Origin of the sequence: Virgibacillus ndiopensis, from assembly GCF_900187325.1 — a bacterium.
GTDB lineage: Bacteria > Bacillota > Bacilli > Bacillales > Amphibacillaceae > Virgibacillus_E > Virgibacillus_E ndiopensis.
The window spans coordinates 204,899-229,699 of sequence record NZ_FZMZ01000004.1 but is presented as its reverse complement, the minus strand read 5'-3'; the positions used below and the strand labels follow the sequence as shown (position 1 = coordinate 229,699).

The window sequence follows — 24,801 nt, the reverse complement described above, 5'->3', positions numbered from 1 at the left end:
TATCCAATTCAGTAGTTCCTATTAAATTAATTTATTTACATATTTGCATATTACGGTTAATTACACAAATGCGCTTCGACAAATAGAAAATCCCCATCCTGAATATGGGTGGGGATTACATTTACATTGTATCTGGGAAATTTTAAACCCTTAAGTAAGTCTTTTCACTATAATTTTTAATAACCCATTCAGCTATTGGGCGTGCTATAGCCCTTGCTAAGTCAACTGGTACAGCGTTACCAATCTGTTTATAAACTTTATTTAACCTGCCATTCTTACTAATATTATCACTAAGACCATGAGAAAATTTAAACCAGTCAGGGAAAGTCTGGATTCTAGCAATTTCTCTAGTAGACAATCTGCGGTGCTGACTTAACCCTCCAGGAAGTTCCCATTGATCTTTACCAGTTTTTCTCATTGGCTCACCGCTAGGGTGGAGAGGTGCCTGTCTACCTGATGCCTGAATTGTAAAACTTTGATCATCCCAGTTCTTCTTCCGGTTCCTAGATAGATATATTGAAGAAAAGTTCCCTTCATACCACTCGCCAGGATCTTCTTCTAAATCGCCAATAGAGTCTTTTAAAGTTCTAAAGTTCAAGAGATGATTATCCATTCCATGTGTAGGATCGGGGAAGTTGTATTCAAAATCTATATCCTTCCTAACACCGACAATAAATACCCTTTCCCTGTTCTGAGGTACTCCAAAATCACGGGCGTTTACTAGTTTAAATTTGACTTTATAACCTGCTGTTTCAAAATCTTGAATGATTTGCTTAAGCACTTCACCTTTTCCTAGAGTTAAAAGTCCTTTAACATTTTCAGCTATAAAAAACAGTGGCTGAGTCTGAATTAAACTACGTATAAAATGTATGTAAAGGAAGTTACGTTCATCATCGATTAATCTAGGACCTGCTTCACTAAATCCGGGACAAGGAAAACCACCAAGGACGATATCTCCAACTGGAAAACTTTTGATTTTTCTAATATCCTTTTCTATTTGTACAATTGAATCAGGAAAATTGCAGTGATATGTCTGATTAGCTTCTTTAAAAAGGTCGATAGAACAAATAGTATGAAATAAGCTCTTATAACGATATTTTATAAACTGATTGTAATTGTTTTTTAATCTGTTTGTGTTTGCTTCTCCAATTGTAGCATCTAAACCTGCGAATTCTACTCCTAAATCTAATCCCCCGCAACCAGAGAATAAACTAACTACATTTAACTTGTTATCTATATATTGAATAGTATCTATTTTTTCATCTTCTTTTAACTTTTGAATTTCCGCTTGTTCTTCTGCAATTTTTTCAAGAAGTACTCGTTTAACTTCAGAAACCTCATAATTTTTTAGCGGTCTATATTTAGCACGTCCTCGTTCTTTGATCTTCAATTTGTATCACCTCTAGTAGAATATTATTTTAACATGGAATAAGCAAATATAACATCATGAAAAATCATTTAATTTTTAGGCTATTACAGGTAAAATGGACTTATCTGGAGGGGGTATAATGAACAATCCAAGAAAAATAGGAGACTTACATGTACAGGAGGTCGCATCTTATTTAAAACATAGAGTAAACCTATCAAATAAGATAATCGGTTATCCACAAGAAACTACAAGAAAAACTGGACAATATATTCTAGATTTATTCCCTAGTATAATAAGAATTAAATCCAAATTTGATTTTCCCGAACCAGATCAGTATCCTGATTTAACTCTGGAAACAAGTGAAGGTAAGTATATACCAATAAATTTATTTTTCATTAAAGGAAATGGGAGAATTCAGCCTAAAAATTTGGGAGCACTAAGTTTTCTAGAAAAATATTTTTTATCAACTGATCTGCAAGAAAAATTCAATGAATTTTTTGAGAAAAATTATATGACTTTTTTAAAAGAGTTATTAAAAATTAAGGAAACTGTTAATCCTTATTTAAAAAAAGCAGACATAAAAAAAAGAATAAGACTTTATTATAAAAAATTTACACAGGAAATCATAGAGTACAAAAATAATTTTTTATATTACTTGAGAGAATATTGTTTTGAATTGTTAAGAAGACAGTTTAATGATAATAAAGATAAGATAAACCATGCATTTAATAAGCTATTACTTACTGAATCTACTAATATTATAACACGGTATAAACAAGAGAACAAGTGTTTGGGCGTAGAAGAACTTAAATTTCATTTAGAAGATGGTAAGCTATCGGTATATAAGGTGGGACAGAACTCCTTAGGCATTAGAGTGGGCAGCACTTCACTATTGCTTCGTTTTAAGTTTGAAAGTGGTCCATCTTCGTCAATTAAATTAGCTACGAGTTATGATATACATGAAACAAGAGTCGATGATAAAGATGAGAATCTTTCTAATATAATTGAGTTTGAAAAACTGTTAGCAAATCACCAAATGTTAGAAGATAAGAATAAGAGCAATGCAATTGGAAAGTGTAATGAAGCAATCGTTTATTATAGTATTCTGAAAGAGAATACTAGTTGTTATCAAGTAGATAAAGTAGAGTATAAAGAAGTGTTTAAAAGATATGCATATTTGGTACCTCAACAAACGATAAAAGATATCATTAAAACTTCAAGAGAAGTTTATAAAGACCTAGTGGAATATTTAGGGAAGAAATACAGCTTGTACTCAATTGTAAGTATTCAATTAGTTCCTGATAGTTATATCAAGAATAGATTAGATACAAGTGATATAAAATTAATAATTTCTGTAAATGGAAGACTAGAAGAAGAACGATTTTCGATAAAAGCACTTGCGAAAAAAACCAATACACTGGTTTCAAAAAACCCCGGGATAGGGACGATATTAGGCGATCAATATTTCGGAATTGGAAGTATGAAAGAGAAAATTAATGTTGTAAAAGAGGAGTTTCAAAAGAACCAAATTGATCATCAGCAAAGTTTGGAGGAAGTGTCAAATGAACTGGGATTAAAGTTAAGTAAGGCAAGTCAACTTGAATTAAAAAAAGGTATACAAGCATTATTAGGGGATGTAGCATTACTGATCTCTTTCTATACTCATAATGAGAGTGTTCTTCTTGAGCATGGTAAAGTGGATAGTAATGTTATCGTGGTTCCCAAGTTTCCTACTACTATAAACACTACTTTATATTGGAATGACAATATAGAACAATTGACGTTAAGAGTAAAATTTAGTGCTAATCAATCCAAGGGATGGTCATCAATAAAACTTGCATGCCAAGTAAAAATTGATTGTTAGACCAGAAAAATTAATTATAAATTATGCAAGTATCTTAATTGAACTTTGAAAGCGTGTAAAAAGAAGTGATAAAAATAATTCTAGTAGACTTGTTCGGTCTGTTCTCGTAAAAAGATAAAATCATAATTACAGATTGTGATGGTGATAAGAAAATGATAAAACAAGTGAGAAGTTGGTCAAAAGATGAGACTGCAAATTTAATTGGAAGTAAAAAAGTAGATTGGTCTATATTTGAATATGGGTCACAAATACCTATTGAGTTTCATGAAGATTTTGCAAAAGCTAATGGAAATGCTACCTTAAGTGTGGGCGAAGAGGTATCTGTAAAATTATTATTTGATGGTGTGACATATCAGGCGAAGCTAGTTTTTTTGAAAAGGAATGACTTTAAGAAAGGATCTTTGCAATTAAGATATACACAAAACAATGATTTAAAGGAATTACTAAGAGAGACCTTTTTCAACTCCTATAACTACTTTCAAGAACACCGTGAAGAAAAATCAAAAAAACCTGTATTTACTCCTAATAGCGAAGCAGAATACATTGACTTTTACCAAACTGATGAACCTTTTGTATATAAACTAGCATTTCGAACAAAAAGGAATCAACACAAGGTTCCGTCTTTTTGGTGGGTGAACCAGAGGGAAACACATCGTCAGCAGAAAGAAGGGGAGTACCTTTGGGCACCGCAACAAAGTAAAGGTGGAAGGAAATATGGTCATCATACAAATTTACTAGATGCAAAAATAGGAGATATAGTCTTTTGTTACTCTACACCTAAAATATTATCTGTAGGTATAGTAAGAGCCACCGCAATTGAGGCAAAAATACCTTCTGAAATTGATAAGGAAGAATCACAAAAGGATGGATACAAAGTTGAGCTATCTTATTTTGATTTAAAAACTGATATAAAAAAAGAAGAAATACCTATTCAATGGAGGTTAAATGAGAAACCACCTTTTAATATAAAAGGAGATCTAAATCAAGGATATTTTTACAAGATATCTGATAAATTTGCATTTAAATTATTTCAGCAGTTTTCTAAGCGTTTCCCAACAGAGGTGAGAACAAAAATGGTAGAGTACAAGCCATCCCATCAAAAAGAGATTGCTAGTGAAGGGGAAAACCCATACATATCCAATAAAGAAATAGTTGATCATATACATAATTACATAGCTTCAAAAGGTTTTTACTTTGAGAAAAAGGAAGTAATGAATCTCTATTTATCTCTTAAGACAAAACCATTTGTAATTCTTTCAGGGATTTCCGGAACAGGAAAAACTAAGATTGTTCAATGGTTTGCGGAAAGTGTTGGAGCAACAGAGGAGAATGGTCGGTTTTCGCTTATCCCAATCAGACCGGACTGGAGTGATGGGTCAGATTTACTCGGGTATGTTGACATAAAGGGTGATTTCAAAGAAGGTCCATTAACGAAAGTCATCAAGCAGGCAGAACTGAATCCTGAATTGCCATTTTTTGTTTTATTGGATGAAATGAATCTTGCGCGGGTGGAGTATTATTTCAGTGATATATTATCTGTAATGGAAAGCCGGAAATGGGAAGATGGAAAAATTGTTTCATCACATTTGTTAACAAAGGAGGAAACAGCTGGAGAGAACATCAAATTACCGAATAATCTCTATATAATCGGAACGGTAAACATGGATGAAACAACACATCCATTTAGTAAAAAAGTGTTAGATCGCGCTAATACGATCGAATTTAATCGGGTGGAACTTGGACATTTAGACTTCTTAAAGGAAAGTAAAGAAGTAGCTGCTATGGAAGGACCTTATAAAAGATTTGCGTCGAAGTATTTGCATTTAAAGGATGTTTATTCAGTCTATCCAAAATTAATTGAGGATGTAACGAAAGAACTTATTCGAATGAACACTGCTTTACAGAGGGATCACGCACAAGTAGGGTATCGCGTTCGGGACGAGATTTGTTTTTAAATGGCATACAATAACGAAGATGGACTGCTACCTTTTGATCAAGCATTTGATCATGCTATTTTACAGAAAATTTTACCGCGAATAGCAGGAAGTGATTCAAGAGTTGATCAAGTATTACGTGAATTGTATGTAATTTTTACAAATAAACAATTTGATGAGGATTTGACAGAAATGGATCTAGCTAGTGCAAAATATCCTTTAAGTGTAGCAAAGGTTGTAGAAATGTTGAGGAGGCTAAGAGATGGGTTTACCTCCTACTGGATCTCGTGAGGAAGTTGAATTAGTACAAATTGAAACAAATGATTTATCGCTAATTCTAAAAGGGAAGCCTTATCACAAAAGGTATGAGGGGTTAAAGCAATATCGTATGTTGGACTATCATGATGTGATGGAATTTAGTGTCCATGGTTCGGACATTGAGGATATAAAAGTGTACGATGTAAACGAAAATTACCTAGGAGAACAAACTAATGTAAGACCTATTTTCTTTGAGAATGGAGTATATCAATTAATCGTCGTTCCGAAAAATGATAAGGTGTTAACATTTCACCATGAGCATCCATTGTTAAGGGAAGCTATTGACTCTGTACAGGTCGGTAATCAAGTAATGTTGATGGGTAATCTACAATTTCAAAATGAGGTTGGTTTGACCACTTTTGAAATTAGAAATAATGATGAAACACTATTAGAAGTAACACTTGAAATTTTTCCTTCGAAGCGGTTATGAGTTTAGTTTTACAAATGGCTCCAGGTTATCGGAAGGCATTTCAAATCTATTTAACCGTTTCGAAAGGCTTAGTTCTTCAAGGTAAGCTATATCAGCTGTCATTGAAAGATGTAGCAACATTATACGAATATTGGACATTTCTTAAGCTGGGACAGATTTTGGATAAAAATTATAACCTAATCAGCCAAGATATCGTACAAGTAAGTCGTCAAGGTCTATTCGTTAATTTAGAAGCAAACCGTACGGCTAAAAGAATTTATTCACATCCAGTTACAAGTGAAAAGATTGTGTTACGTTACCAGAAGCGTGAAGGTAGATTACCAACCGTTACCCAGAAGCCGGACACAATGCTGAGCATAGAGAAAAAAGGCAAGGAGTATACATTCAACTATATTTTTGATGCAAAATATCGGGTGGATTATGCGCAAGATGGTAGCTATTATAAAAATTTGTATCAAACGCCCGGACCGATGGAAGACGATATCAATACGATGCATCGCTATCGTGATGCGATCGTCGCAGAAAACAATGGACCATATGAAAGAACAGCGTTTGGAGCATATGTTTTATTTCCATGGAAGAATGAAAACATATACCAAAATCATCACTTTTATAAGAGTATTGATAAGGTAAATGTTGGAGCATTCCCATTTTTGCCGAATACGACCATTATGGTAGAAAACTTTATTAAAAGATTAGTAGAAATGGGACCGGAAGAATTACAGGAAGAAGGTATTTTACCACAGGGAACCATGGAAGAGTGGGGGTCATCCCTTGAAGAATCTGTCCTTGTCGGGCTAGTATCAACCGCAGAGGACTATAAGCAATTTATAAAAGAAAAATATTATACCATCCCCGTTGAAAGAGTTAAAAGAGGCTGGCAAGAGGCAAAGTATATAGCACTGTATGTTAAAAAAGGTATTGCTAATGAAAATGGCGTTTTGGTATATGGGAGAATTACAGATGTTATACTGAACAAGGCAAATGACGATGTTTTATTTAAAATAGAAGTTTGGACCAATCTACATAATCCGATTAAACCAGTAAACTATGGTGTAGCTAATTCCTTTATGACTACTTTAGCGAATATTAAGCAAGCAGCGGAACTTCCGGAATTGTTTATGAAGTCTAAAGAGGAAAAAATTGTGTGGAAGACGTTACGTAGAGTTTCTGATCAAATTAATACTGGTTTAGACCATATACATGTGGATAGTGCAACTCAAATTAAGGAATATCGACTTACAGGCATGAAAGTTCATATGGATAGAACGCAAAGTAGTGTACATTTTCATGCTAACAAAAATATAGAAACAATATCGTTTGATCAATTGAATAAGAATCCTTCCCGGATTTTTCATTTATTAGTAAATATGCTAAAGGTTAATTGGGAAGATAAATAGAACGGGACGCGGGACCTGATCCCTGTGTCCTGTAATAGGTTTGTGTGTAAGGGGATTGCTTCAATCGTCTTCAACCTCAATTAAAAAGATCTTGTCTTGAAAAGCCCCACGTTTTGCCGCTTTTTCTTTTCGAATCTGTTCAACAGTGTCAATGGATTCTCCGTGTTGTCGTGCAAGTGCATGCATCAGTTCCAGCACGTCACCTAGTTCTTCCAATGCGTCTGTATCTGTTTTAGCTTCCTGGTATTCAGCTACTTCTTCATTTAATTTCTTTTTTAGTTCATCGATATAGCGTTTGTCGGTAAGTGTTTCTTTTTTTGACTCTTTTCCTGTATTTTTAATGATTTCTGGAATCCGATCACGAACCAGTTTATTATATTTAGGCACAATAATACCCCCTTTTATATATTTATGTTTTTATTTTAATAGATTGATATTACAATGGCAAACAGAGCGGGACAAAGTGACTTCCCATTGTCCCGCTCCACTACCCCACCAAATTAGAAAACATATATATACACGTAAGAGTCCGCTGCATTTGCTTCTCTAAGGTAAAATGAGATACATTCATTGGTAATTGTTTTCCATTATTAATGATAATAATAGATTTAATTGTTGGTCTTTCTGGAGATTGGTATTGTATCATTTTTCGTATGTGTTTATAGAAAATCCAACTACATTGTAAGTCGGTTAGGGAATGGGATGGGAAGGTATAGATGCCTTTGCTCGGTTTGAATGGAATGGGGATTTTTCGCTTAAAGCCAGTCTGGTGCATAACAGAAGTTCTCCTTCCATCATAGGTAGAACCGTTTTCTAAACAGGCGGCATTAATTAGTTGTATCGGTGTTTTCCTGATAAATAGCCTTTGATCCTCTTCTAAAACAATCGTATGATAATCCAAATGCGCTGCAGGTAATAGTGCCATCGTTTTACAGTTTATTTTATATTGATTTATAATTTCTTCCACTATTTTTAACACCTCTTAGTATATGTATGATGGAATTTGTTTTTAAAAGGAAAATCCATTATGGGAGCGATTTAATAGTTTATTCATTTGATTCCAATTTCATTTTAATCCATACTTCTTCGATCAAAGGATCAATCTTGATATTTAGCGATTTACAGAGTATAACCAATGTAAATGTTGTCGGTAATTTTTCTCCTCGTTCAATCCTACCTATATTCTCTATTCTTTTCAATCGTAATTGTTTCCCCAGTAACTGCTTGAATAGATTTTTATCTCCCAATGGTTATCTTCCTTTTTTAAAACTATTATCTAGTTGTAAATTGGTAGATCCCACGCCCTGTAGGTCACTTTTTGGGAATAAAATTTATCTAGTTTAACAATTACTGCTTCACTCCAATTCAGCAAATTCCCTCTAACTTTTTTTACTGCCTTCAAAATTGATTTTTTCAAGATAGTTTTTCAATTTTCGACGGATTTTTTAGATGAAAAATGAATTTTCGCCTTAAAAATGAAAAATTAGCCAGGATGCACATTTTCTATTCTTTTAATATGGTAGTTCTATCAAGATTCTATCTTTACCATTTGGAGAGGAGATAAACAAATGAATGATGAAAAGAAATTTACGTTTGAGGAAATTTTCAAGCAAAACGAAAGAAGAATTCATTATCAGCTTCATCGGTTACATATTTATGATCCGCATAAGGAGTTTTACCAGGGGGGGTTGTGTGCGATGTGGAATGCTTATGAGAAATACCAACCAGATAAAGGTCCAATGGCAACTTATTTCAACTATATGATCCGTAACCGTTTGATTGACAAAATTCGTAAAGAGACACGTGACACCAAACACACTGCAGATGCTATTTTAGAAGAAAAGACAGTAATAGACGATGGCAACCACCAAAGAAGCAAGGGGAATAGTTATCCTATACCAAACTTTTCTGATCCTCTAATGAATGATCCTAACTTATGGCAAAATCTTAAGGCGGAATTAACTGAAAACCAATGGAAGTGGGTGTATTTCTTCATCATTGGGGATATGTCGGTAAAAGACATTGCTATTCAGGAAAATACAACTGAAGAAGCGGTGAAGAGTTGGGGGCAGCAGGTTAGGAAGAAATTGAAGGACGCGGATTTTCGTAAGCGTATTTCGTGGGATGTATAACAATCATCATTTAGCGTGGTCCTGTATATAGGGACGCGCACTATTATTGCTTAAATGGGGGTTTTTAACATGAACTATATAAAAGAAATGAATGCATTTTATAATCGTATTATATTTAGTCCGCTTTCAGGTTCAGCAATTGCATTGTGGCATACCTTGATGCATTTCAACAATCTGAGTGGGTGGCAGAAAAGCTTTACCATAGCGAATAAAACAATTGAGTCAATCTCTGGTGTTACAGGTAGTTCGTTAACTCGGGCTAGGAATGAACTTGTGGAGAAAGGGTTTATTTTAATGGAGAAGCGAAATGGCAGCTTATCACCGATCTATCAAATGATTTCACAGGTACAGAGATTTGATCAAAATGGCGTTGCGACTGTCGGCGCAGTGGTTGATGCAGTGGAAGGAAATACGGTTGACAGTGCGAGTGATAGTTTGTTAGATAATGCGGCTGGCAATGAGGATAACAATGCGGCAAGCGATGTTGCTGACAATGTGGTGAACAATCCGGCAGACAATGCGGACCCATTATATAAACAATATAATACTAAACAAGAGGGGAAACAAAACAGTAAACAACATAAAACCGATGGTAAACAGGAAAAAGCTTTTTCTTCAGCCACGCAATTTTTTCAAAAGAATTTTGGCAAAGCAAATACGTTTACTGCAAAAGAGATCACAAGCTGGGTAAACAATGCTGACGAGGAGCTTGTTTTGCATGCAATGAAACGGGCGTTGGAGCTGGATAGGAAGAGCTGGGGCTATGTGAAATGGATTTTAAATGATTGGCAGAAAAAAGAGCTTCGAACAGTTGAAGATGTTGCAATAGATGACATGCTTGATCGAATAGAGAAGCGAAATAAGGGGTACCAGCATAGGCGTGAGGTAGTTCCAGATTGGTTTCGAGAGTCAAAGCAAGCGGCGTCGAAGCGAAAGAATTGGCAAGACAAGCCAATGGACTCAGCAGCAACTGCCGCGGAGAAAGAGGAGATTACCGAGTTCTAGCGGAATATCGTAAAGGGAGTTGAGTGGGACGAGGGGACAGACCCCCTGTCCCGCTGCTTACCTTGCGTTTTATCCAAAATTTTGAAATAATTAGGATGATTTTGCGAACGATATTTGGAGCTGATTTTAAATGGAGCAGTACCTTGGACCTCCGCCCGGATTCTGGAGTGAACTTTTGATTATAGTGGGAGCAATGTTCATCATATTGGTAGGACTCCCAGCTATCGTGCGCCGTATATTGGGTGCTGATAAACGCAAATGGTTTTCGCGTAACTATATCAATGAATTACATGAAAAAATTGATAAGGGATTACGTATTTGCGGGATATTTTTTATTTTATTTTCTCCGATTGTGTTCCAAGCTAATCCGCTTATCACTGTTTTTATCCTTACCATCTTTGGAGTTTTACAACTTGTTTTTCAGGCATACTTCGAATGGAAATATGCAGAGAACCGCAGCAATTATAAATTGTCTGTGATTGAGGCTTGTTTGACTATTGTTGTTCTTGCTGGGGTGTTTATGTGGTTTGGGTTAGGGATTTAATGATGATAACCAGGAGGAGCTAGCTTTTGGGGGAGTTACAGAACGGGAACCTTTATTAAAATCAATTTAGCAAGCTATTCTTGAATCATAGAAATGAATTTTAAAAAATTAGAAGACGATAACAGACAACTTTAGAGAGCAATTGAGTAGTTTATGTATAAGGTATATATCAAGTTTAGATTCGTCATCCCAGTTTGTTCAAAAATGTTTCTACAAGGAAGGGGTGGCCAGTAGTACGGAAAGAATCAGCGTCCCATGGGCAATCTAATGTAATAACGATCCGTTTAGTTGAATACATCTATAAAAAGGATGACATAAATTCTATCCTACATAAAACCTGTAGCTGTAAACCAAAGCACTATTATAATAATGAAGTAGGCTTTTTCATACAATATTTTGGAGGTGAAAGAATGCCAATAGTAAAATTCACAAGTGCAGACGTTGCCTTGATGGCAAGGATGATGAGGGCGGAAGCTGTTGGGGAAGGAAACTTAGGGATGTTGTCTGTCGGGAATGTAATTGTTAATCGTACTAAAGCAGATTGTTTAGATTTTGGAGATGTAAGAACAATTCGAGATGTCATTTTTCAAGTACAAGGAGGAAATTATTCGTTTGAAGCTGTCCAAAAAGGTAATGTATTTTATCAAAGAGCAAGATCTAATGAAAAAAAATTAGCAAGAAAGAATTTGAAATTTTGGAGGCAACACCCATCGAAATATGCTCTTTGGTATTTCAATCCATATGGTCCATGTCCTCCAACATGGTATGGTGAACCTTTTTCTGGTCAATATAAAAATCATTGTTATTATGAACCAGCAGCTGGAACATGTGATAGTGTTTATTGAGTTATTGTATCTTCAAGATAATGTTTCAATTCTGGAGTAAAGAGATTGCACTTTTTTTAATATATTGGACGGACAGGATAATTGAATATGGCATGAAAAAGGGCAATACTGATAAAATCAGTTTGCCTTTTCTGTATGTCTATTTTAATTAGATCATCTCTATTCGTGAACATTAACAAGGTTGAATTTCATAAGTGGAAAAACGCATTAGAACTTGGTCAACAAGCAAGAAATACAATAAGAAGGGAATTGCACCTGTTCTTGATCAATCGGTTAAGTTAAAGGGGTAAGAGTTTTGAATTTGTTTCGAAACTAACATTGAGAAGGAACGTATATTCGATTATAATGAAAGAAAAAAGGAGGGGTCTTATGGCAGCATCAACTCCACAGGAAGCATTGAAGGAGTATGAGAAGGCAACAAATTCACATCTCTTTGAAAATGTATCCGAGTTAATTGACGTAAATGCTATTTATTATTTTTCAGATGAAACAGTTCATGGACATGAACAGCTAAAAGCCTACTTTGAAAAAACATGGGATACTATTCAGGACGAGGTTTATACCATCAAAGATGTAAATTGGATTGCACTTGGTGAAACAATTGCCGTTTGTATTTATCAGTTTCATTGGATAGGAAATATAGGAGGAAACCGTAGAGAAGGAAGTGGAAGAGGTACGAATGTCTTTAAACGGAGCAACCAGGTCTGGAAAGTGATTCATGAACATCTAAGTATACCAAATTAAACTAAAAAAAGTACAATATCGAGATTTTGGTGTTCATCAATGAGATATAAAGGAATTATAATTTATAGAAAAAGGCGTTTTTCTCGAATATAAGTGAAATGATCAGACTTTATTACAAAGCTACATAAGTTTAACGTGGGTATTGAAAAAAGGTAATTATGAATTATCTTTTTTCACAAGGACGGGTTTCTTGAGCGTATAATTTTTTAAAATGTTGGCTGTATCCCTAAAGGAGATTAGATAAAATAGTATCCATTCTTCACCATATCAGCAATAACTAGAGCATCTTTTTTATCACTTTTGGACTGCGTATTATCTCTGTTTTCTTTATTCTTTTTAACTAGATGGGGATTAACTGTTACACCATCAATATTTTTATCATAAAGCCGTTGTGATAGGTTTAACCAGTAATGCCCAGTAGGTTCCATACCAACAAATTCCGTATCAAGAGTCAATTGGTTTATCCATTCTAGTAATCTAGCAAAGCCATCTTCGTTATTTTCAAAAGGTAAAGGATTGTCAACCATATAGCTCAGAAAGTCACAGCAAGAGCCACGTGTGTTTGTCTTACATTTTCTCTTCATATAAAAACTTTTTCCTTAAATTTTGAGTTTTTAGAGTGGTGTCTATACTCTTATCTTACTGAGGAGCTCTAATTTTTCAAAGTCTAAATTAATGCACTACAGGAATGTTATTTAAGTAGGGAGGTAAAAACAACTAAATTCATTCTTAAAGAATTGTATTTTTTCTAAACAAATAGATTTTTCCACCGATATATTATATATAATCTTTTTCATTTGGATTATTAAAAAAATAAGGAGGATTAATTTTGAAAAGAACTCTTACACTTGTAGCAGGTGCAGTATTATCTCTTTCTTTATTTGTAGGGCAAGCTTCAGCATCATCTAATGATTCTATTGATTTCCAAATCGAATCCTTTAAGGAGCAGGCTTTGCAGTCACTTCAATCAGAGTATCCTAATGCCCAATTCATTGAATCAGATGAGGAGCAAGAAAAATTAACAAAAAGTATTACACCATTTGCGGCGGCTGCCCCATTGACCTATTTGGAAGCTTATGCAACTATATCTACTAATTATCCAGAATATGAGTACTTTAGCGAAAATCAATTAGCATCTATCGAAGATCACGGCGGAGATGAAATGTATATCGTAACTGCAGAATTAGGATATGGTTCTACAAGGTTTGCAAGAATGGAAGGAGATAGGTTATCAATATATGATAGACAAGATATTGATTTAGATGGTGACAATATTGTTGATGGTTCGTATCTATGGTGGGATGCCAGCGGATATGAAGAAGGAGAGTTTACCTATCAAAATACTTCATCAAACGCTCCTTGGAACACAATGTCTGATAGAATGAATATTAGATAAATTAAGCTTATTTGAAAAGGTGAATTATATGAATATAAGCTCTGTTACATCTACTCAATCAAATGTGTGGTATTCAAGAAATACAAATCTAACATCGGATTCTGTTGAGACTTCCATACGGTCTAGTGAATCAGAAGGAAAAATGCAAGAACTAAAATTATCTACTAACGATTCTTCAAAAGTTTGGGAAGGACTTTCAAGCAAATATGATGTTCGAAATGCGACATTTGATGATATCGTTGATATTGCAGATTCGTTGTACCAATCAGGTGAAATTTCTTTAAAAAGTGTTGCTTCGTTAACTTTTAATTATGACAAAGCGTCACAAGACATCATGCAGTTTGCAAAAAGTAGTCAAACAGCTGGGCCCGTATCACCAGATTTTAGCTTATTTGAAACGAAAGCTAATGCAAGTGGGCAAAGGGACTGGATAGAAGAATTTGAGATAAGGGCAAACAATAATTATAGTCATGGTAATTTACTTGGCTATGATAACAATATGAAGACTTTAAATATTTTGCGGAAACTAGAAAGATAGGGGATTTTCTTATTTTTTTCTATTTCTGAAATGGAAATGTTAATAAATGTATGAGTTAAAAAAAGTGCATGGAATTTTTGTTTCTTGCACTTTTTAAGTACGCTGTGAAATAGTTTACTAAAGTACTAGTGCTATTCTTGAAAGAGAATAGCTTTTTCTTGTTGATTTAATGATGCTGGAGAGTTGAACAAGACAATATGTAAAACGGAAAATCGTTGGAATTATTTACTTTTGTTCATATATACTATAATTATAGGATGGATATAGAGTTTGGAAGAAAGCAATAAATATGGATTTAAATATATTAATAAGTTCGATTATCGCTGACACGGCTGCACTAGTTGCCATCATCGTCGTTTTTTGTTAACAGAGTGTTGTTCCTCTCAAGCGAACGTTCCACTCTTGATAAGGTGATTTTTGTTATTTTAGGTGTTGCGAAAGCTTTTGGGATGGTGTTTTATATAATTGGAGTACTCATTCTCTTAGTAATAAGCCTTTTTCCTAATATAATGCGAAATGGGGAACCTTTTATAAAAATTGGGCCGAACATAATTGAGTGTCTAATGCCTGTACCATTCTTTATTCTAGCTTGGGCTTCTTTTTTCAGTAACATTAGGTTAAAAGTATGGCATCTTGGTATTTTATTTTTATTTCCTTTGTATCTATTTTTAATGATACCCAATCTCTCCACATCCTTTATCTATACCTGATTCAATGTATAAATGTTTTTCGGTTGGTAATTTTCTTTTCTGGTCTAATGAGCATTTAACAAGTACAAAACAAATTGGTACTAAGGTAAAACAAACAAATATTTAATAGCCATTGATAAACAAAGAACATGTTAAAAAAATTTCAAATTAAACTTGACAATATGAAAATGATATTATACATTAGTGACAGTCACTGATGACTGACATTAATTTAAGAGGTCGAGGTTATTCAAATGAATTTTAATAAAAAACAGGATACTGCTGATAAAATTATGACGGCTGCCATAGATCTTATGGCAGAAAGAGGTTACAAAGGAGTAACGACTGAAGAAATTGCAACAAAAGCTGGATTTAGTGAAAAAACATTGTTTAGACACTTTAAAAGCAAACAAAATTTGTTAGAATCAGCTTTTCATCGATATCATTATGCGGAAGAGATGAAAGATCTCTTTGATAAGAAAATAAAATGGGACCTTCATACAGACTTGATGATGATTAGTCGAAACTACCATCGAATCATGCATCAGAATCGAAAACTGATCAAAATTAGTGGAAGAGAGCGTGAGAATCTTCCTGGCTTTAAGGAATCTACCCATAAACACCCTGAGCAGTTAAAAGCATTCTTAACCGAGTATTTCGATGAAATGTATAAAAAGGGAAAGATTATTCAAACCGATCCCGAAAGAAAAGCTGTTGCCTTTCTGTATATGAATTATGGTGCAGCTATGGGCGGGATAAACAATGATCCAATACTCAGTACCTTTTCTATCGAAGCTTTTATTGAAGAAAGTGTTTCGATTTTTACTAGGGCTTTAACCCCCTAGTTATTTTTAAAAGAATTATGTCAGTCAGTAGTGACTGTAAAAAACTTAGAAATTACCACTATTAATAACAGAAAGGAGAAATAAAAAATGGAGCATGAAGTACAAGAACAAACCGGAGAAAAATTAATGCGTATTTTGTTGTTTACACTTGTTCTATCCGTCATGAGTGCAACGATGTTTAATATCGTTCTGCCTGATATTGCTTCGGATCTTGACCTTTCTTTTGCCCAAGTGAGTTGGGTTTCAACAGTCTATATGCTGATTTATGGAATCGGAGCAGTCATCTATGGGAAGTTGGCCGATACTTGCAAGCTCAAAAATTTGTTAACGTTCGGATTGATCTTTTTTTCACTTGGTTCAATAGTTGGTCTGATCGCTCAAGCCTATTGGATGGTGCTTCTTGGCCGTATCTTACAGGCTGTGGGGGCCTCAGTTATTCCAGCAGCTGCTATGATCATTCCGGCCCGCCATTTTCCGCCGGAGAGACGCGGCAGCGCTTTAGGGATGGTTGCTGTTGGGCTGGCGCTTGGTAGAGTATTGGGTCCGATTGTTTCTGCTTTTATTGTCAGCATTGCTAATTGGCGATGGTTGTTCTGCCTACCCATTTTCACGCTATTCCTCCTGCCGTTTTACCGTAAATATTTGGATGACGAACAGAGGCAAGGAAGTAAAGTTGATTGGCTTGGCGGTGGGCTGTTAGCCGGAACAGTCGCACTATTACTTTTGTCTGTTACGAGAGGGGGATGGATGCTTGCCATCGGCTGCCTGACTTTGTTCGCCTTGTTTATGGTACGCATTCGCTCAGCAGCAGAACCGTTTATTAAAGTTCGTCTGTTCCAAAATAAGCGTTATTCTCTTGGACTGGTTATTACTTTTCTTCTCAGTGGGAGCAGTTTCTCGTTCGTTTATCTAAGTCCGTTGTTGTTATCCGATGTCAGTCATTTGGATCCACAGCTGATTGGCATAGTGATGGTTCCAGCCGCCATCATTTCAGCCATTCTTGGGAAAAAAGGCGGCAAATTAGCGGATGTGAAAGGAAATCCTTTCTTATTCTACTTGTCATCCGCGTTAATGTTCATCGCTTTTCTTTTATTATCTTCCTTTGTGGGAAGTTCGCCGATTTTCATCGCTGTCTTTTTAACCATCGGTGATGCCGGTGCAGCGTTCATACTCATTACACTGTCGAACATGATTTCCCAAACATTACCGAAGGAACAGATTGGGGTTGGCATGGGCATTTTCTCGATGTTGAACTTTATGGCCGGCAGTGTTTCAGGGGCTGTATACAGTAAGGTAGTTGACCTGGGGGCTGTTGTGAATTGGAATCCCGCCAATTTGTTTTCGAACGGGATTGTTTATAGTAATATTTACCTCTCCCTTGCCCTTTTGCTTGTTAGTGTTATATTGCTTTACTACTTTCAGATTCAGAGAGCGACAAGCACGCGTTTTAAAATGACGTATAAACCAAGTCAGGCTGAGCAGAGTCCATAATACGATTCATTGTTAAGTGGGAAGCAGCCACTCAGTGGCAGCAACAATAACCTGATTGATCTGAGGAGGAGTAAAAAAATGCCGACAATAGATGAAAACCGATTCTTTACGGTGATGGTTGAGTTCGATGTTGAACCACAGTACCAACAGGTATTGATTAATGGGATTACCGATCAAGTCGAACAACACTTTACTCATTTTACTGGATTTGTTTCCGCAAGTTTTCATGCGAGTGATGATGGACGAAGGGTGGTGAATTATGGTCAATGGCTGTCAAAAGAGGCCTGGATGGGAAGTTCTTCGGCAACTGGTTTTGACACAGCCAAAGCGACAATTGCTGACGTTATTAAGCGCTGTGGGGCGAGGACCACGAAGGTCGATTTTTTTCAAGTTGCACGAGTGATCGAAGGCGCATAAAAGGGTGTGAGGCCCCCGACTATGCGTTTTAACTGACGGTCGCTGCATCAGCTCCACCGGTTTCCGTTTTCTAAGATCAACCCGGCGCGCTTTGTTTTATCACTAAAACGCTGTTTGAGTGAAAAGAGAAATAAAGATACCTTATTTAAATATTAAATTTTGTTACTTGGAGGGCGATGCCCTAATGATCCCACAATATATTTTTAGCAGGAGGAATGTAACATGAGTAGGATAGCAATTATAATTGGAAGTACACGTCCGGGTCGAAATGGCAAGGCTGTTGCCCATTGGGTATATGAGATAGCCAATCAACGCAGTGATGCTGAATTCGAAATCGTGGACATTGCAGACTACGATCTGCCACTCCTTGATGAACCAAAGGGGGCAGCATCAGGGGAGTACACGAAGCCGCATACGAAGGCTTGGTCTCAAAAAATAGATACATTTGATGGTTTCATTTTCGTCACGCCAGAGTATAATCACGCAACGTCACCTGCCCTTAAGAACGCCATTGATTTCTTGTATAAGGAATGGAACAACAAAGCGGCCGGTTTTGTTGGATACGGGGCTACCGGGGCTACGACTGCAGTTGAAAATCTTAGGATGATTATGGCTGAATTGAAGGTTGCGGATGTGCGTGCTCAGGTACGACTTTCTCTCTTCACCGATTTTGAGAATTTCAGCGAGTTGAAGCCGGCTGCCTTCCAAGAAAAATCAGTTCATGACATGCTTGATCAGGTTATCAACTGGAGTAGTGCACTGAGCGTTATTCGAGAACCTAAATAACCATTTTTAATGTGGCCACATTCTTTATATGAGGATGTGGTTTTCACATAGTCAAGAAATTTAAAATAAAACATTATTCAAGAAAAGGGGGCAATCGTTTAATATACGTTGACACATAAATAAATTGTGGCTAACTAGGGATTTGCAGCATGATACATTGCAATAAATTTGAGGTGTACAAGATGCCATATAATCCTTTTATTTACTTTCAAAGCTACATCATCATATGAATTAGCCACACTATTCGATTTAATAATCGCAAACGGGAAGGCTATTCATCATTAACCGCATTTGATTAAGCTTCACACTTAATTCTAGTGCGGTTTTTATATTAAATAATTGGAGGTGTCCATAGCTGTGAAAATTAAATAACTATATCCAAAACATTATATAGAATATAAATTATCTTTTAAGAAATCAGAAATTTCTATTGACATACCTGGTTATTAATTGTAGTATGATTTTGTAACCAAGATTGTTCAACAATTTTGTTAATAATTTTGATAAGGGGTAGACATTATGACGGATAAGATGGAAAGCGCGTATTTAAAAATTAAAAACAACATTATCAATAATACATATAAACCTTCTCAGAGATTAATTGAAAGTCAATTATCAGAAGAAATAGGAGTAAGTCGTAATACAATAAGGCAAATACTATTGAAATTAGAAAGAGAAAAATTAGTAGTAATTGAAAAAAATAAAGGTGCTTATATTAAAGTTCTTGATTTGGAAGAAGTTCTTAATATATTGGAAATTCGTGAGTTATTAGAAGCATTAATTGCTAAATCAGCAGTTGATCATATAACTACCGATCAATTGGATAGGTTAAATGAAATTTTAAGCGAAATGGAGCAAAGTATTCAAGAAGAAAGATATGATGATTATTCAAAAGGAAACAGAAAATTTCATGATGTTATCTATAAAGCATCAAAGAAACCAGAGGCAGTTGAATTAGTAAAGACGTTTAAAACACAACTGGTAAGACATCAATTTCGCACGGTATTAGTAGCCGGCAGAAATTTTAATTCATTTAATGAACACACAAATATATATAATGCTTTAAAAAATGGAGACAAAAAAGCAGTTGAAGAAGCAATTAGAATTCATATTAGTAATGTAGCAAAAACAATAAAAGATTATTATCAGTTCTTGATATAAGGGAGGAATCGTAATTGGAAATGGAATCATTATTAGAGGGTGCTTATGACCTGCACGTACATACGGGTCCTGATGTAATGAACCGAAAGCTGGACGATTTAGAAATGACAGAAAGGTTACAAAAAGTTGGTATGAAAGGGTTTGGAATAAAATCTCATTATTTTTGTACTGCTGAAAGAGCTAGACTAGTTAATAAGGTGAATTCAGATGTTAAAGCTTTCGGAGCAATAAGTTTAAATAATGCTGTTGGGGGGATTAACCCTATTGCTGTAGAAATGGCAGCTAGAGATGGAGCCAAAATTGTTTGGATGCCTACAGTGGATGCAATGAATGAAGAAATACAATTTAAGCAGGGTAAATACAAAAATCCACCTGGCTGGGCTAAATTCAAACAAGAAATGATTGATCAGGGGATAGAAACTTCAAGCTTAACCGTATTTGAAGACTCTAAGATTAGTAATACTACTTTAGACATTCTAGAAGTTATTGCTAAACATAATTTGATTCTTGCAACCGGACATTTAGGTAGAGGGGAAATTTTCCATCTTGTTAAAGCAGCCAAAGACTTAAATATTAAAAAGGTTGTTATAACGCACCCAAATTTTCCTTCTATTAACCTATCAAAAGAAGAACAAAAAACATTAGTAGATATGGGAGCTATTATAGAACACTGTTTCACCACTCCACACACTAAAAAGGTGACGTGGGAATCTGTTTTTGAAGAAATAAATTACGTAGGATATGAGAATTGTATTTTATCATCTGACCTTGGTCAATTTAACGCTATATATCCTGATGAAGGCATGAAAATATTCGTTCAAAAACTTCTTAATAATGGATTTAACCCAGATATGATTAACACAATGATAAAAGAAAATCCATCTTATTTAGTTGAAGGTTAAAAAACATTATGAATGATAAATTTATCAATTTTCTGGAGGGACATAAATGGATAAAAACACAAACTTATTAGTAGTAAGTGCCCATGCAGCAGATTTTGTTTGGAGGGGAGGAGGGACAATTGCTAAATATATAAAAAATGGAGCAAATGTAACACTGATCATATTAAGTTACGGTGTTAGAGGAGAGTCAAATGATTTATGGAAGATGGAAGACCAATCCTATGAAAACGTAAAAAATATACGAAGAAAAGAAATTGATAAAGCAACTGATATATTAGGCATTAACAATGTTGAGTTTTGGGATTTTGAAGATTATCATATGGTGATTGATGAACCACGACTGTATCAATTAGTTCGGAAAATCAGAGAAATTAAGCCAGATCATATCCTTACACATGCAAAAGGAGATGCTTTTAATCCCGATCATGAACTTGTTTCTCAATCGGTATTTAAGGCAAGTGTACTTGCCAATTCTTCAGGTGTTCAAATCGAAGGATTAAACGCAACTACTCAGCAAAGACTATTTGGATTTGAACCACATCAAACAGAGATTAGTAATTTTACACCTGAAATCATTATTGATATTACAGAAACTTATGATCAAAAAAAGGCAGCAATGCAATGTTTTGAAGCCCAGCCACATTTAATAGATTATTATGATGCCAGAGCAAAAATGAGAGGGAATCATGCAAGACGAATATCTGGAAATAAAACTTATAAATATGCTGAAGCATTTACGCGATTCTATCCCCATGTAGGGAGTGAGTTTGTATAATGAAAAAATATATTATTAAAAATATTAAACGCCCAGATAATCAATTGATTGAAGACTATGCTAAATATGATGTATCTACAGTTTATGAAGCGCAAGGAAAAACGGGTTTAATGAGTTATGAATTACAAACTATTTCTCAAGGAGATTTTGTAGTTGGGCCAGCAGTTACAGCCACATGTTTTGCTGGAGATAATTTAATGATTCATGCAGCGATTGAAGTTTGCCGACCTGGAGATATACTGGTTGTCTCAATCATTGGTGAGTCAAACTCAGGAATGATTGGCGAACTCATTGTAAGCGCTTTAATTAAACGTGGGGTTAAAGGGTTAATAATTAATGCAGGTATTAGAGATGTAGCCCAAATAAGAAGATTAGGTTTCCCGGTTTGGAGTAGAGCAATATATTCTCAAGGCACAACTAAAAACAAAGGAGGCTGGGTAAATAAGGAAACTTCATGTGGAGGGTGTATCGTACGTCCAGGTGATTTAATTATGGCCGATGATGATGGGGTCGTAGTTATTGAAAAAGCTAATTTTGAAAGAACTTTAGAAGCTTCAGCTAAAAGAGTAAACAAAGAGATAAAAACCAAAGAAAAAATAATGAACGGTGAGTTAAGTTTAGACTTTTATGGGCTTAGAGAGGTACTAAATAGTGAAAATGTAGTCTATTTTGAGGATGAAGAGCAACTGACAAACCAATTAACAAAATCTAGTTCTAACATGTAATGATAGAAAATCAGGAGGTATTTCATGGTTTCAAAAAAAATAGGATTTATAGGTTTTGGTGAAGCTGCTTACCTTATATCAAGTGGTTTAATCACAGAGAAGTCTCAAGAAATTATTGCTTATGATGTCAATCAGGATCATCCTTCTTTGGGTGGTAAATTAAGAAAGAGGGCAGAAGAATTAGGTGTTTCATTAATGCCTACACTTCAAGAGCTTATACAAAATAGCCAAATTATTATAAGTGCTACAAGTGCTAAATATGCTTTATCCGTAGCAAAAGATGCCTTGCCCTATTTAACCAATGATCAATTATTTGTAGATATTAATGCTGCCTCTCCAATGGTAAAAGAAGAAATTTCATCAATAATGGTAGATAAGGCGAAATTTGTAGATGTCGCTGTTGTAGAATCCATACCGAAATATAAACATAAAGTTCCATTATTAATTAGCGGTGAAGGTGCCAAGGACTTTGAAAGCTATGCTAATGAAGTAGAGATGGATATTACATTTATTGACGATAAGCCCGGCAGTGCTTCTGCAATCAAGATGATAAGAAGTGTATTTATGAAAGGTTTTACGATGCTGATGATTGAAACCTTAATAGCTAGTAATAAATATGGAATTAATGAGTGGATTATGGAATCAATTGAAAACTCTTTATTAGACAAACCGTTTGCTGAAACTGTAAATCTATTAATAACTCGAACGGCGGAACACTCTGAGCGTAGAGTTTCAGAAATGGAAGAAGTTATTAAAACATTAAAAGCTTTAAATGTAAATTCTTTACTGTCACAGGCAACCAAGGACAAATTAAGTCAATTTGTAGAAATGAACCTTAAAGATGAGTTTTTAGATAATTCACCAAGAGATTTTATAGATGTTATAGAGAAGATTGATACGTTGGACAAATCCGTCATATAATAATTTTTTTTGGAGGGAAAATAATGAAAATTAAAAAGACTTTAATTTTACTTATATTAGGTATGGCCAGTTTAGTTTTAATAGTTGGTTGTAGTAAAAGTTCTTCCGGTGAATCTGGGGAGTCAAATGGGGATAAATCAGCTGCGTCTGATTGGCCATCTAAGGACATTCATATTAATGTTCATAGTGGTCCTGGAAATTTAGATACTGCAATTCGCCAACTAAGTCCTTTACTTTCGGAAGAACTTGGAGTCGATGTCATAGTAGAGAATCGCCCAGGAGGCGGTCAATCGATTTCACAGACAGCTACCCAAACTGCACCAGCAGATGGTTACACATTACAATCAAAAACAAGTAGCACCAGCTTTGGTATGGCACAAGGGCAGATTCCTTTTGATCCAGAAGACTGGTCAATGGTTTATTCATTACAAAAAGAACCAGCTTCAATAGCAGTTTTAGCAGATAGTCCTTTAGAATCCATTGATGATTTTGTAGAGACAATGAAAAACGATCCAGGTAAATTAGTTGTTGGTGGTTATGGAAGTGCAGGATTTATGACATATGTATACTACCAACTACAAAAAATAGCAGGATTTGAAGGAAAATGGATACCAATTGATACAACTGACAAAGTCGCTGCTTCGTTACTTGGGGGGCACATAGATGTAGCGGTAATGACTCCAAGTACGGCGTTATCAGCTGTTCAAAGTGGTGAAGTAAAACTTTTAGGTGTAAGTACAGAAGAAAGATCGGAAAACTATCCTGATATCCCAACATTTAAGGAACAAGGTTATGATGTGGTCGAAGTATTATGGAGAGGGTTGTCTGTGAAAAAAGGTACGCCAAAAGAAATAGTTAATAAATTGCATGAGGCTATTAAAAGTGCAACTCAAACTGAAGAATGGTTGAACTTTCAAAAGAAAAGAAATCAAGAAAATGATACTACAAGTCCTGAAAAGCTAGATGAACGACTTGCAAACGAGGTTGAAGGACGTACTCAATTCTTAAAAGATATGGGTTTACTCAATAATTAGTGAACAAATAGGGGGACTATCCCCCTAAATTTTTATTCATTAATTAACTTAAAGATTGTAGGTGGTTGGAGTGAAGGTCGCAAATATTATCTTTTCTGTATTGTTATTAACATTAATGTCTTGGATATTGTATTTAACATTACAAATACCTAAATCCCCTAATCCAAATATAATCGGACCATCATATGTACCACTGGTATATGTTTGGGTTGGTATTGTATTAGCTGTTTTTATTTTACTAAATAGTATTAGGGAAAAAACAAAAGAACAATTTAAACTAGATAAAAAATTTTTTCTCTACGTTGGTATTGCTATTGTATACATGATTTTAATTACTATCATTGGATACTATATTTCTACTATTTTATTACTAATAATTTTATTTTTGCTACTTGGAATCAGAAAGTTACCGCAACTTATGATCATTCCTATCGCTTATTCTTTATTCGTTTTCATTGTATTTGAGAAAATAATAGCTTTACCAATTCCGTAAAGGACAAATAGTTTATTTTAAAATTTCGGCTTCACAAGGAGGT

25 protein-coding genes and 3 pseudogenes are annotated in these 24,801 nt (G+C 35.0%); 23 read left to right on the top strand and 5 right to left on the bottom strand.

Going from position 1 to position 24,801, the window contains the following annotated elements:
- Window positions 1-142: 142 nt before the first annotated feature.
- On the bottom strand, window positions 143-1,390 hold the full coding sequence (locus CS937_RS03315; protein WP_099157056.1) for a DNA cytosine methyltransferase: 1,248 nt from the start codon (window positions 1,388-1,390) through the stop codon (window positions 143-145).
- 118 nt (window positions 1,391-1,508) lie between these two features.
- Between CS937_RS03315 and CS937_RS03310 the strand changes: the two genes are divergently transcribed.
- The 4 genes and pseudogenes from CS937_RS03310 (at window position 1,509) to CS937_RS03300 (ending at window position 7,315) form a co-directional block, all read left to right on the top strand.
- On the top strand, window positions 1,509-3,233 hold the full coding sequence (locus CS937_RS03310) for a hypothetical protein (protein ID WP_099157055.1): 1,725 nt from the start codon (window positions 1,509-1,511) through the stop codon (window positions 3,231-3,233).
- Between the two features lie 152 nt (window positions 3,234-3,385).
- Window positions 3,386-5,458: pseudogene (locus tag CS937_RS19935) on the top strand (McrB family protein).
- On the top strand, window positions 5,430-5,915 hold the full coding sequence (locus tag CS937_RS19875) for a DUF2357 domain-containing protein (RefSeq protein ID WP_342748189.1): 486 nt from the start codon (window positions 5,430-5,432) through the stop codon (window positions 5,913-5,915). The pseudogene CS937_RS19935 and the gene CS937_RS19875 overlap by 29 nt, the downstream one beginning before the upstream one ends.
- A complete protein-coding gene (locus CS937_RS03300) occupies window positions 5,912-7,315 on the top strand; it encodes a nuclease domain-containing protein (RefSeq protein WP_342748188.1) in 1,404 nt (467 codons plus the stop codon). Before CS937_RS19875 ends, CS937_RS03300 begins: the two co-directional genes overlap by 4 nt.
- A gap of 60 nt (window positions 7,316-7,375) precedes the next feature.
- Here the strand turns inward: CS937_RS03300 and CS937_RS03295 are convergent, their stop codons facing one another.
- From CS937_RS03295 to CS937_RS03285, 3 genes are all read right to left on the bottom strand, one after another.
- Window positions 7,376-7,702, bottom strand: coding sequence for a nucleoside triphosphate pyrophosphohydrolase (locus CS937_RS03295; RefSeq protein ID WP_099157054.1), 327 nt, complete (start codon window positions 7,700-7,702; stop codon window positions 7,376-7,378).
- 100 nt (window positions 7,703-7,802) lie between these two features.
- Window positions 7,803-8,282: a competence protein ComK gene (locus CS937_RS03290; protein WP_099157053.1), complete on the bottom strand. Its 480-nt coding sequence runs from the start codon at window positions 8,280-8,282 to the stop codon at window positions 7,803-7,805.
- A 79-nt stretch (window positions 8,283-8,361) separates the two neighbouring features.
- Entirely contained in the window at window positions 8,362-8,562 is a 201-nt protein-coding gene (locus CS937_RS03285) for a hypothetical protein (protein WP_099157052.1), read from the bottom strand.
- A gap of 321 nt (window positions 8,563-8,883) precedes the next feature.
- On the opposite strand from CS937_RS03285, the gene CS937_RS03280 reads away from it, so the two are divergent.
- The 5 genes from CS937_RS03280 to CS937_RS03260 all read left to right on the top strand — a co-directional run bounded on the left by CS937_RS03280 (window position 8,884) and on the right by CS937_RS03260 (window position 12,585).
- Window positions 8,884-9,447, top strand: a complete 564-nt coding sequence (locus CS937_RS03280) for a sigma-70 family RNA polymerase sigma factor (RefSeq protein WP_099157051.1) — start codon at window positions 8,884-8,886, stop codon at window positions 9,445-9,447.
- Between the two features lie 69 nt (window positions 9,448-9,516).
- Entirely contained in the window at window positions 9,517-10,452 is a 936-nt protein-coding gene (locus CS937_RS03275) for a DnaD domain protein (RefSeq protein WP_176555731.1), read from the top strand.
- Window positions 10,453-10,582: 130 nt separating this feature from the next.
- Window positions 10,583-10,996, top strand: a complete 414-nt coding sequence (locus CS937_RS03270; RefSeq protein WP_099157049.1) for a DUF4181 domain-containing protein — start codon at window positions 10,583-10,585, stop codon at window positions 10,994-10,996.
- Window positions 10,997-11,406: 410 nt separating this feature from the next.
- A complete protein-coding gene (locus CS937_RS03265; protein WP_099157048.1) occupies window positions 11,407-11,841 on the top strand; it encodes a cell wall hydrolase in 435 nt (144 codons plus the stop codon).
- 369 nt (window positions 11,842-12,210) lie between these two features.
- Window positions 12,211-12,585 carry a YybH family protein gene (locus tag CS937_RS03260; RefSeq protein WP_099157047.1) on the top strand — a complete coding sequence of 125 codons (375 nt, stop codon included), beginning with the start codon at window positions 12,211-12,213 and terminating at the stop codon, window positions 12,583-12,585.
- 245 nt (window positions 12,586-12,830) lie between these two features.
- On the opposite strand, the pseudogene CS937_RS03255 reads toward CS937_RS03260, so the two are convergent.
- Window positions 12,831-13,153 (bottom strand): annotated as a pseudogene (locus CS937_RS03255) (IS110 family transposase); the annotation flags it as partial.
- A 261-nt stretch (window positions 13,154-13,414) separates the two neighbouring features.
- Here CS937_RS03255 and CS937_RS03250 point away from each other — a divergent pair.
- The 14 genes and pseudogenes from CS937_RS03250 (at window position 13,415) to CS937_RS03185 (ending at window position 24,758) form a co-directional block, all read left to right on the top strand.
- Entirely contained in the window at window positions 13,415-13,981 is a 567-nt protein-coding gene (locus tag CS937_RS03250; protein WP_218012837.1) for a DUF4879 domain-containing protein, read from the top strand.
- Window positions 13,982-14,009: 28 nt separating this feature from the next.
- On the top strand, window positions 14,010-14,519 hold the full coding sequence (locus CS937_RS03245; protein ID WP_099157045.1) for a hypothetical protein: 510 nt from the start codon (window positions 14,010-14,012) through the stop codon (window positions 14,517-14,519).
- Window positions 14,520-14,920: 401 nt separating this feature from the next.
- A pseudogene (locus CS937_RS19625) lies at window positions 14,921-15,223 on the top strand (FtsW/RodA/SpoVE family cell cycle protein); the annotation flags it as partial.
- A gap of 239 nt (window positions 15,224-15,462) precedes the next feature.
- A complete protein-coding gene (locus CS937_RS03235; RefSeq protein ID WP_099157044.1) occupies window positions 15,463-16,053 on the top strand; it encodes a TetR/AcrR family transcriptional regulator in 591 nt (196 codons plus the stop codon).
- Between the two features lie 87 nt (window positions 16,054-16,140).
- On the top strand, window positions 16,141-17,544 hold the full coding sequence (locus tag CS937_RS03230; RefSeq protein ID WP_099157043.1) for an MFS transporter: 1,404 nt from the start codon (window positions 16,141-16,143) through the stop codon (window positions 17,542-17,544).
- 78 nt (window positions 17,545-17,622) lie between these two features.
- On the top strand, window positions 17,623-17,961 hold the full coding sequence (locus CS937_RS03225) for an antibiotic biosynthesis monooxygenase (protein ID WP_099157042.1): 339 nt from the start codon (window positions 17,623-17,625) through the stop codon (window positions 17,959-17,961).
- 222 nt (window positions 17,962-18,183) lie between these two features.
- A complete protein-coding gene (locus CS937_RS03220) occupies window positions 18,184-18,747 on the top strand; it encodes an NADPH-dependent FMN reductase (protein ID WP_099157041.1) in 564 nt (187 codons plus the stop codon).
- Window positions 18,748-19,266: 519 nt separating this feature from the next.
- Window positions 19,267-19,908: a GntR family transcriptional regulator gene (locus CS937_RS03215; RefSeq protein ID WP_099157040.1), complete on the top strand. Its 642-nt coding sequence runs from the start codon at window positions 19,267-19,269 to the stop codon at window positions 19,906-19,908.
- A 20-nt stretch (window positions 19,909-19,928) separates the two neighbouring features.
- Window positions 19,929-20,810: a DUF6282 family protein gene (locus CS937_RS03210; protein ID WP_099157769.1), complete on the top strand. Its 882-nt coding sequence runs from the start codon at window positions 19,929-19,931 to the stop codon at window positions 20,808-20,810.
- A gap of 46 nt (window positions 20,811-20,856) precedes the next feature.
- Entirely contained in the window at window positions 20,857-21,585 is a 729-nt protein-coding gene (locus CS937_RS03205) for a PIG-L deacetylase family protein (protein ID WP_099157039.1), read from the top strand.
- The gene (locus CS937_RS03200; RefSeq protein WP_099157038.1) at window positions 21,585-22,310 is read left to right on the top strand and encodes a 4-carboxy-4-hydroxy-2-oxoadipate aldolase/oxaloacetate decarboxylase; all 726 of its coding nucleotides are present in this window, start codon (window positions 21,585-21,587) and stop codon (window positions 22,308-22,310) included. The genes CS937_RS03205 and CS937_RS03200 overlap by 1 nt, the downstream gene beginning before the upstream one ends.
- Window positions 22,311-22,334: 24 nt before the next feature.
- On the top strand, window positions 22,335-23,231 hold the full coding sequence (locus CS937_RS03195) for a DUF1932 domain-containing protein (protein ID WP_099157037.1): 897 nt from the start codon (window positions 22,335-22,337) through the stop codon (window positions 23,229-23,231).
- A 23-nt stretch (window positions 23,232-23,254) separates the two neighbouring features.
- Window positions 23,255-24,265, top strand: a complete 1,011-nt coding sequence (locus tag CS937_RS03190; RefSeq protein WP_099157036.1) for a Bug family tripartite tricarboxylate transporter substrate binding protein — start codon at window positions 23,255-23,257, stop codon at window positions 24,263-24,265.
- A gap of 70 nt (window positions 24,266-24,335) precedes the next feature.
- Complete coding sequence (locus CS937_RS03185; RefSeq protein WP_099157035.1) at window positions 24,336-24,758, top strand: tripartite tricarboxylate transporter TctB family protein; 423 nt, start codon at window positions 24,336-24,338, stop codon at window positions 24,756-24,758.
- Window positions 24,759-24,801 lie beyond the last annotated feature (43 nt).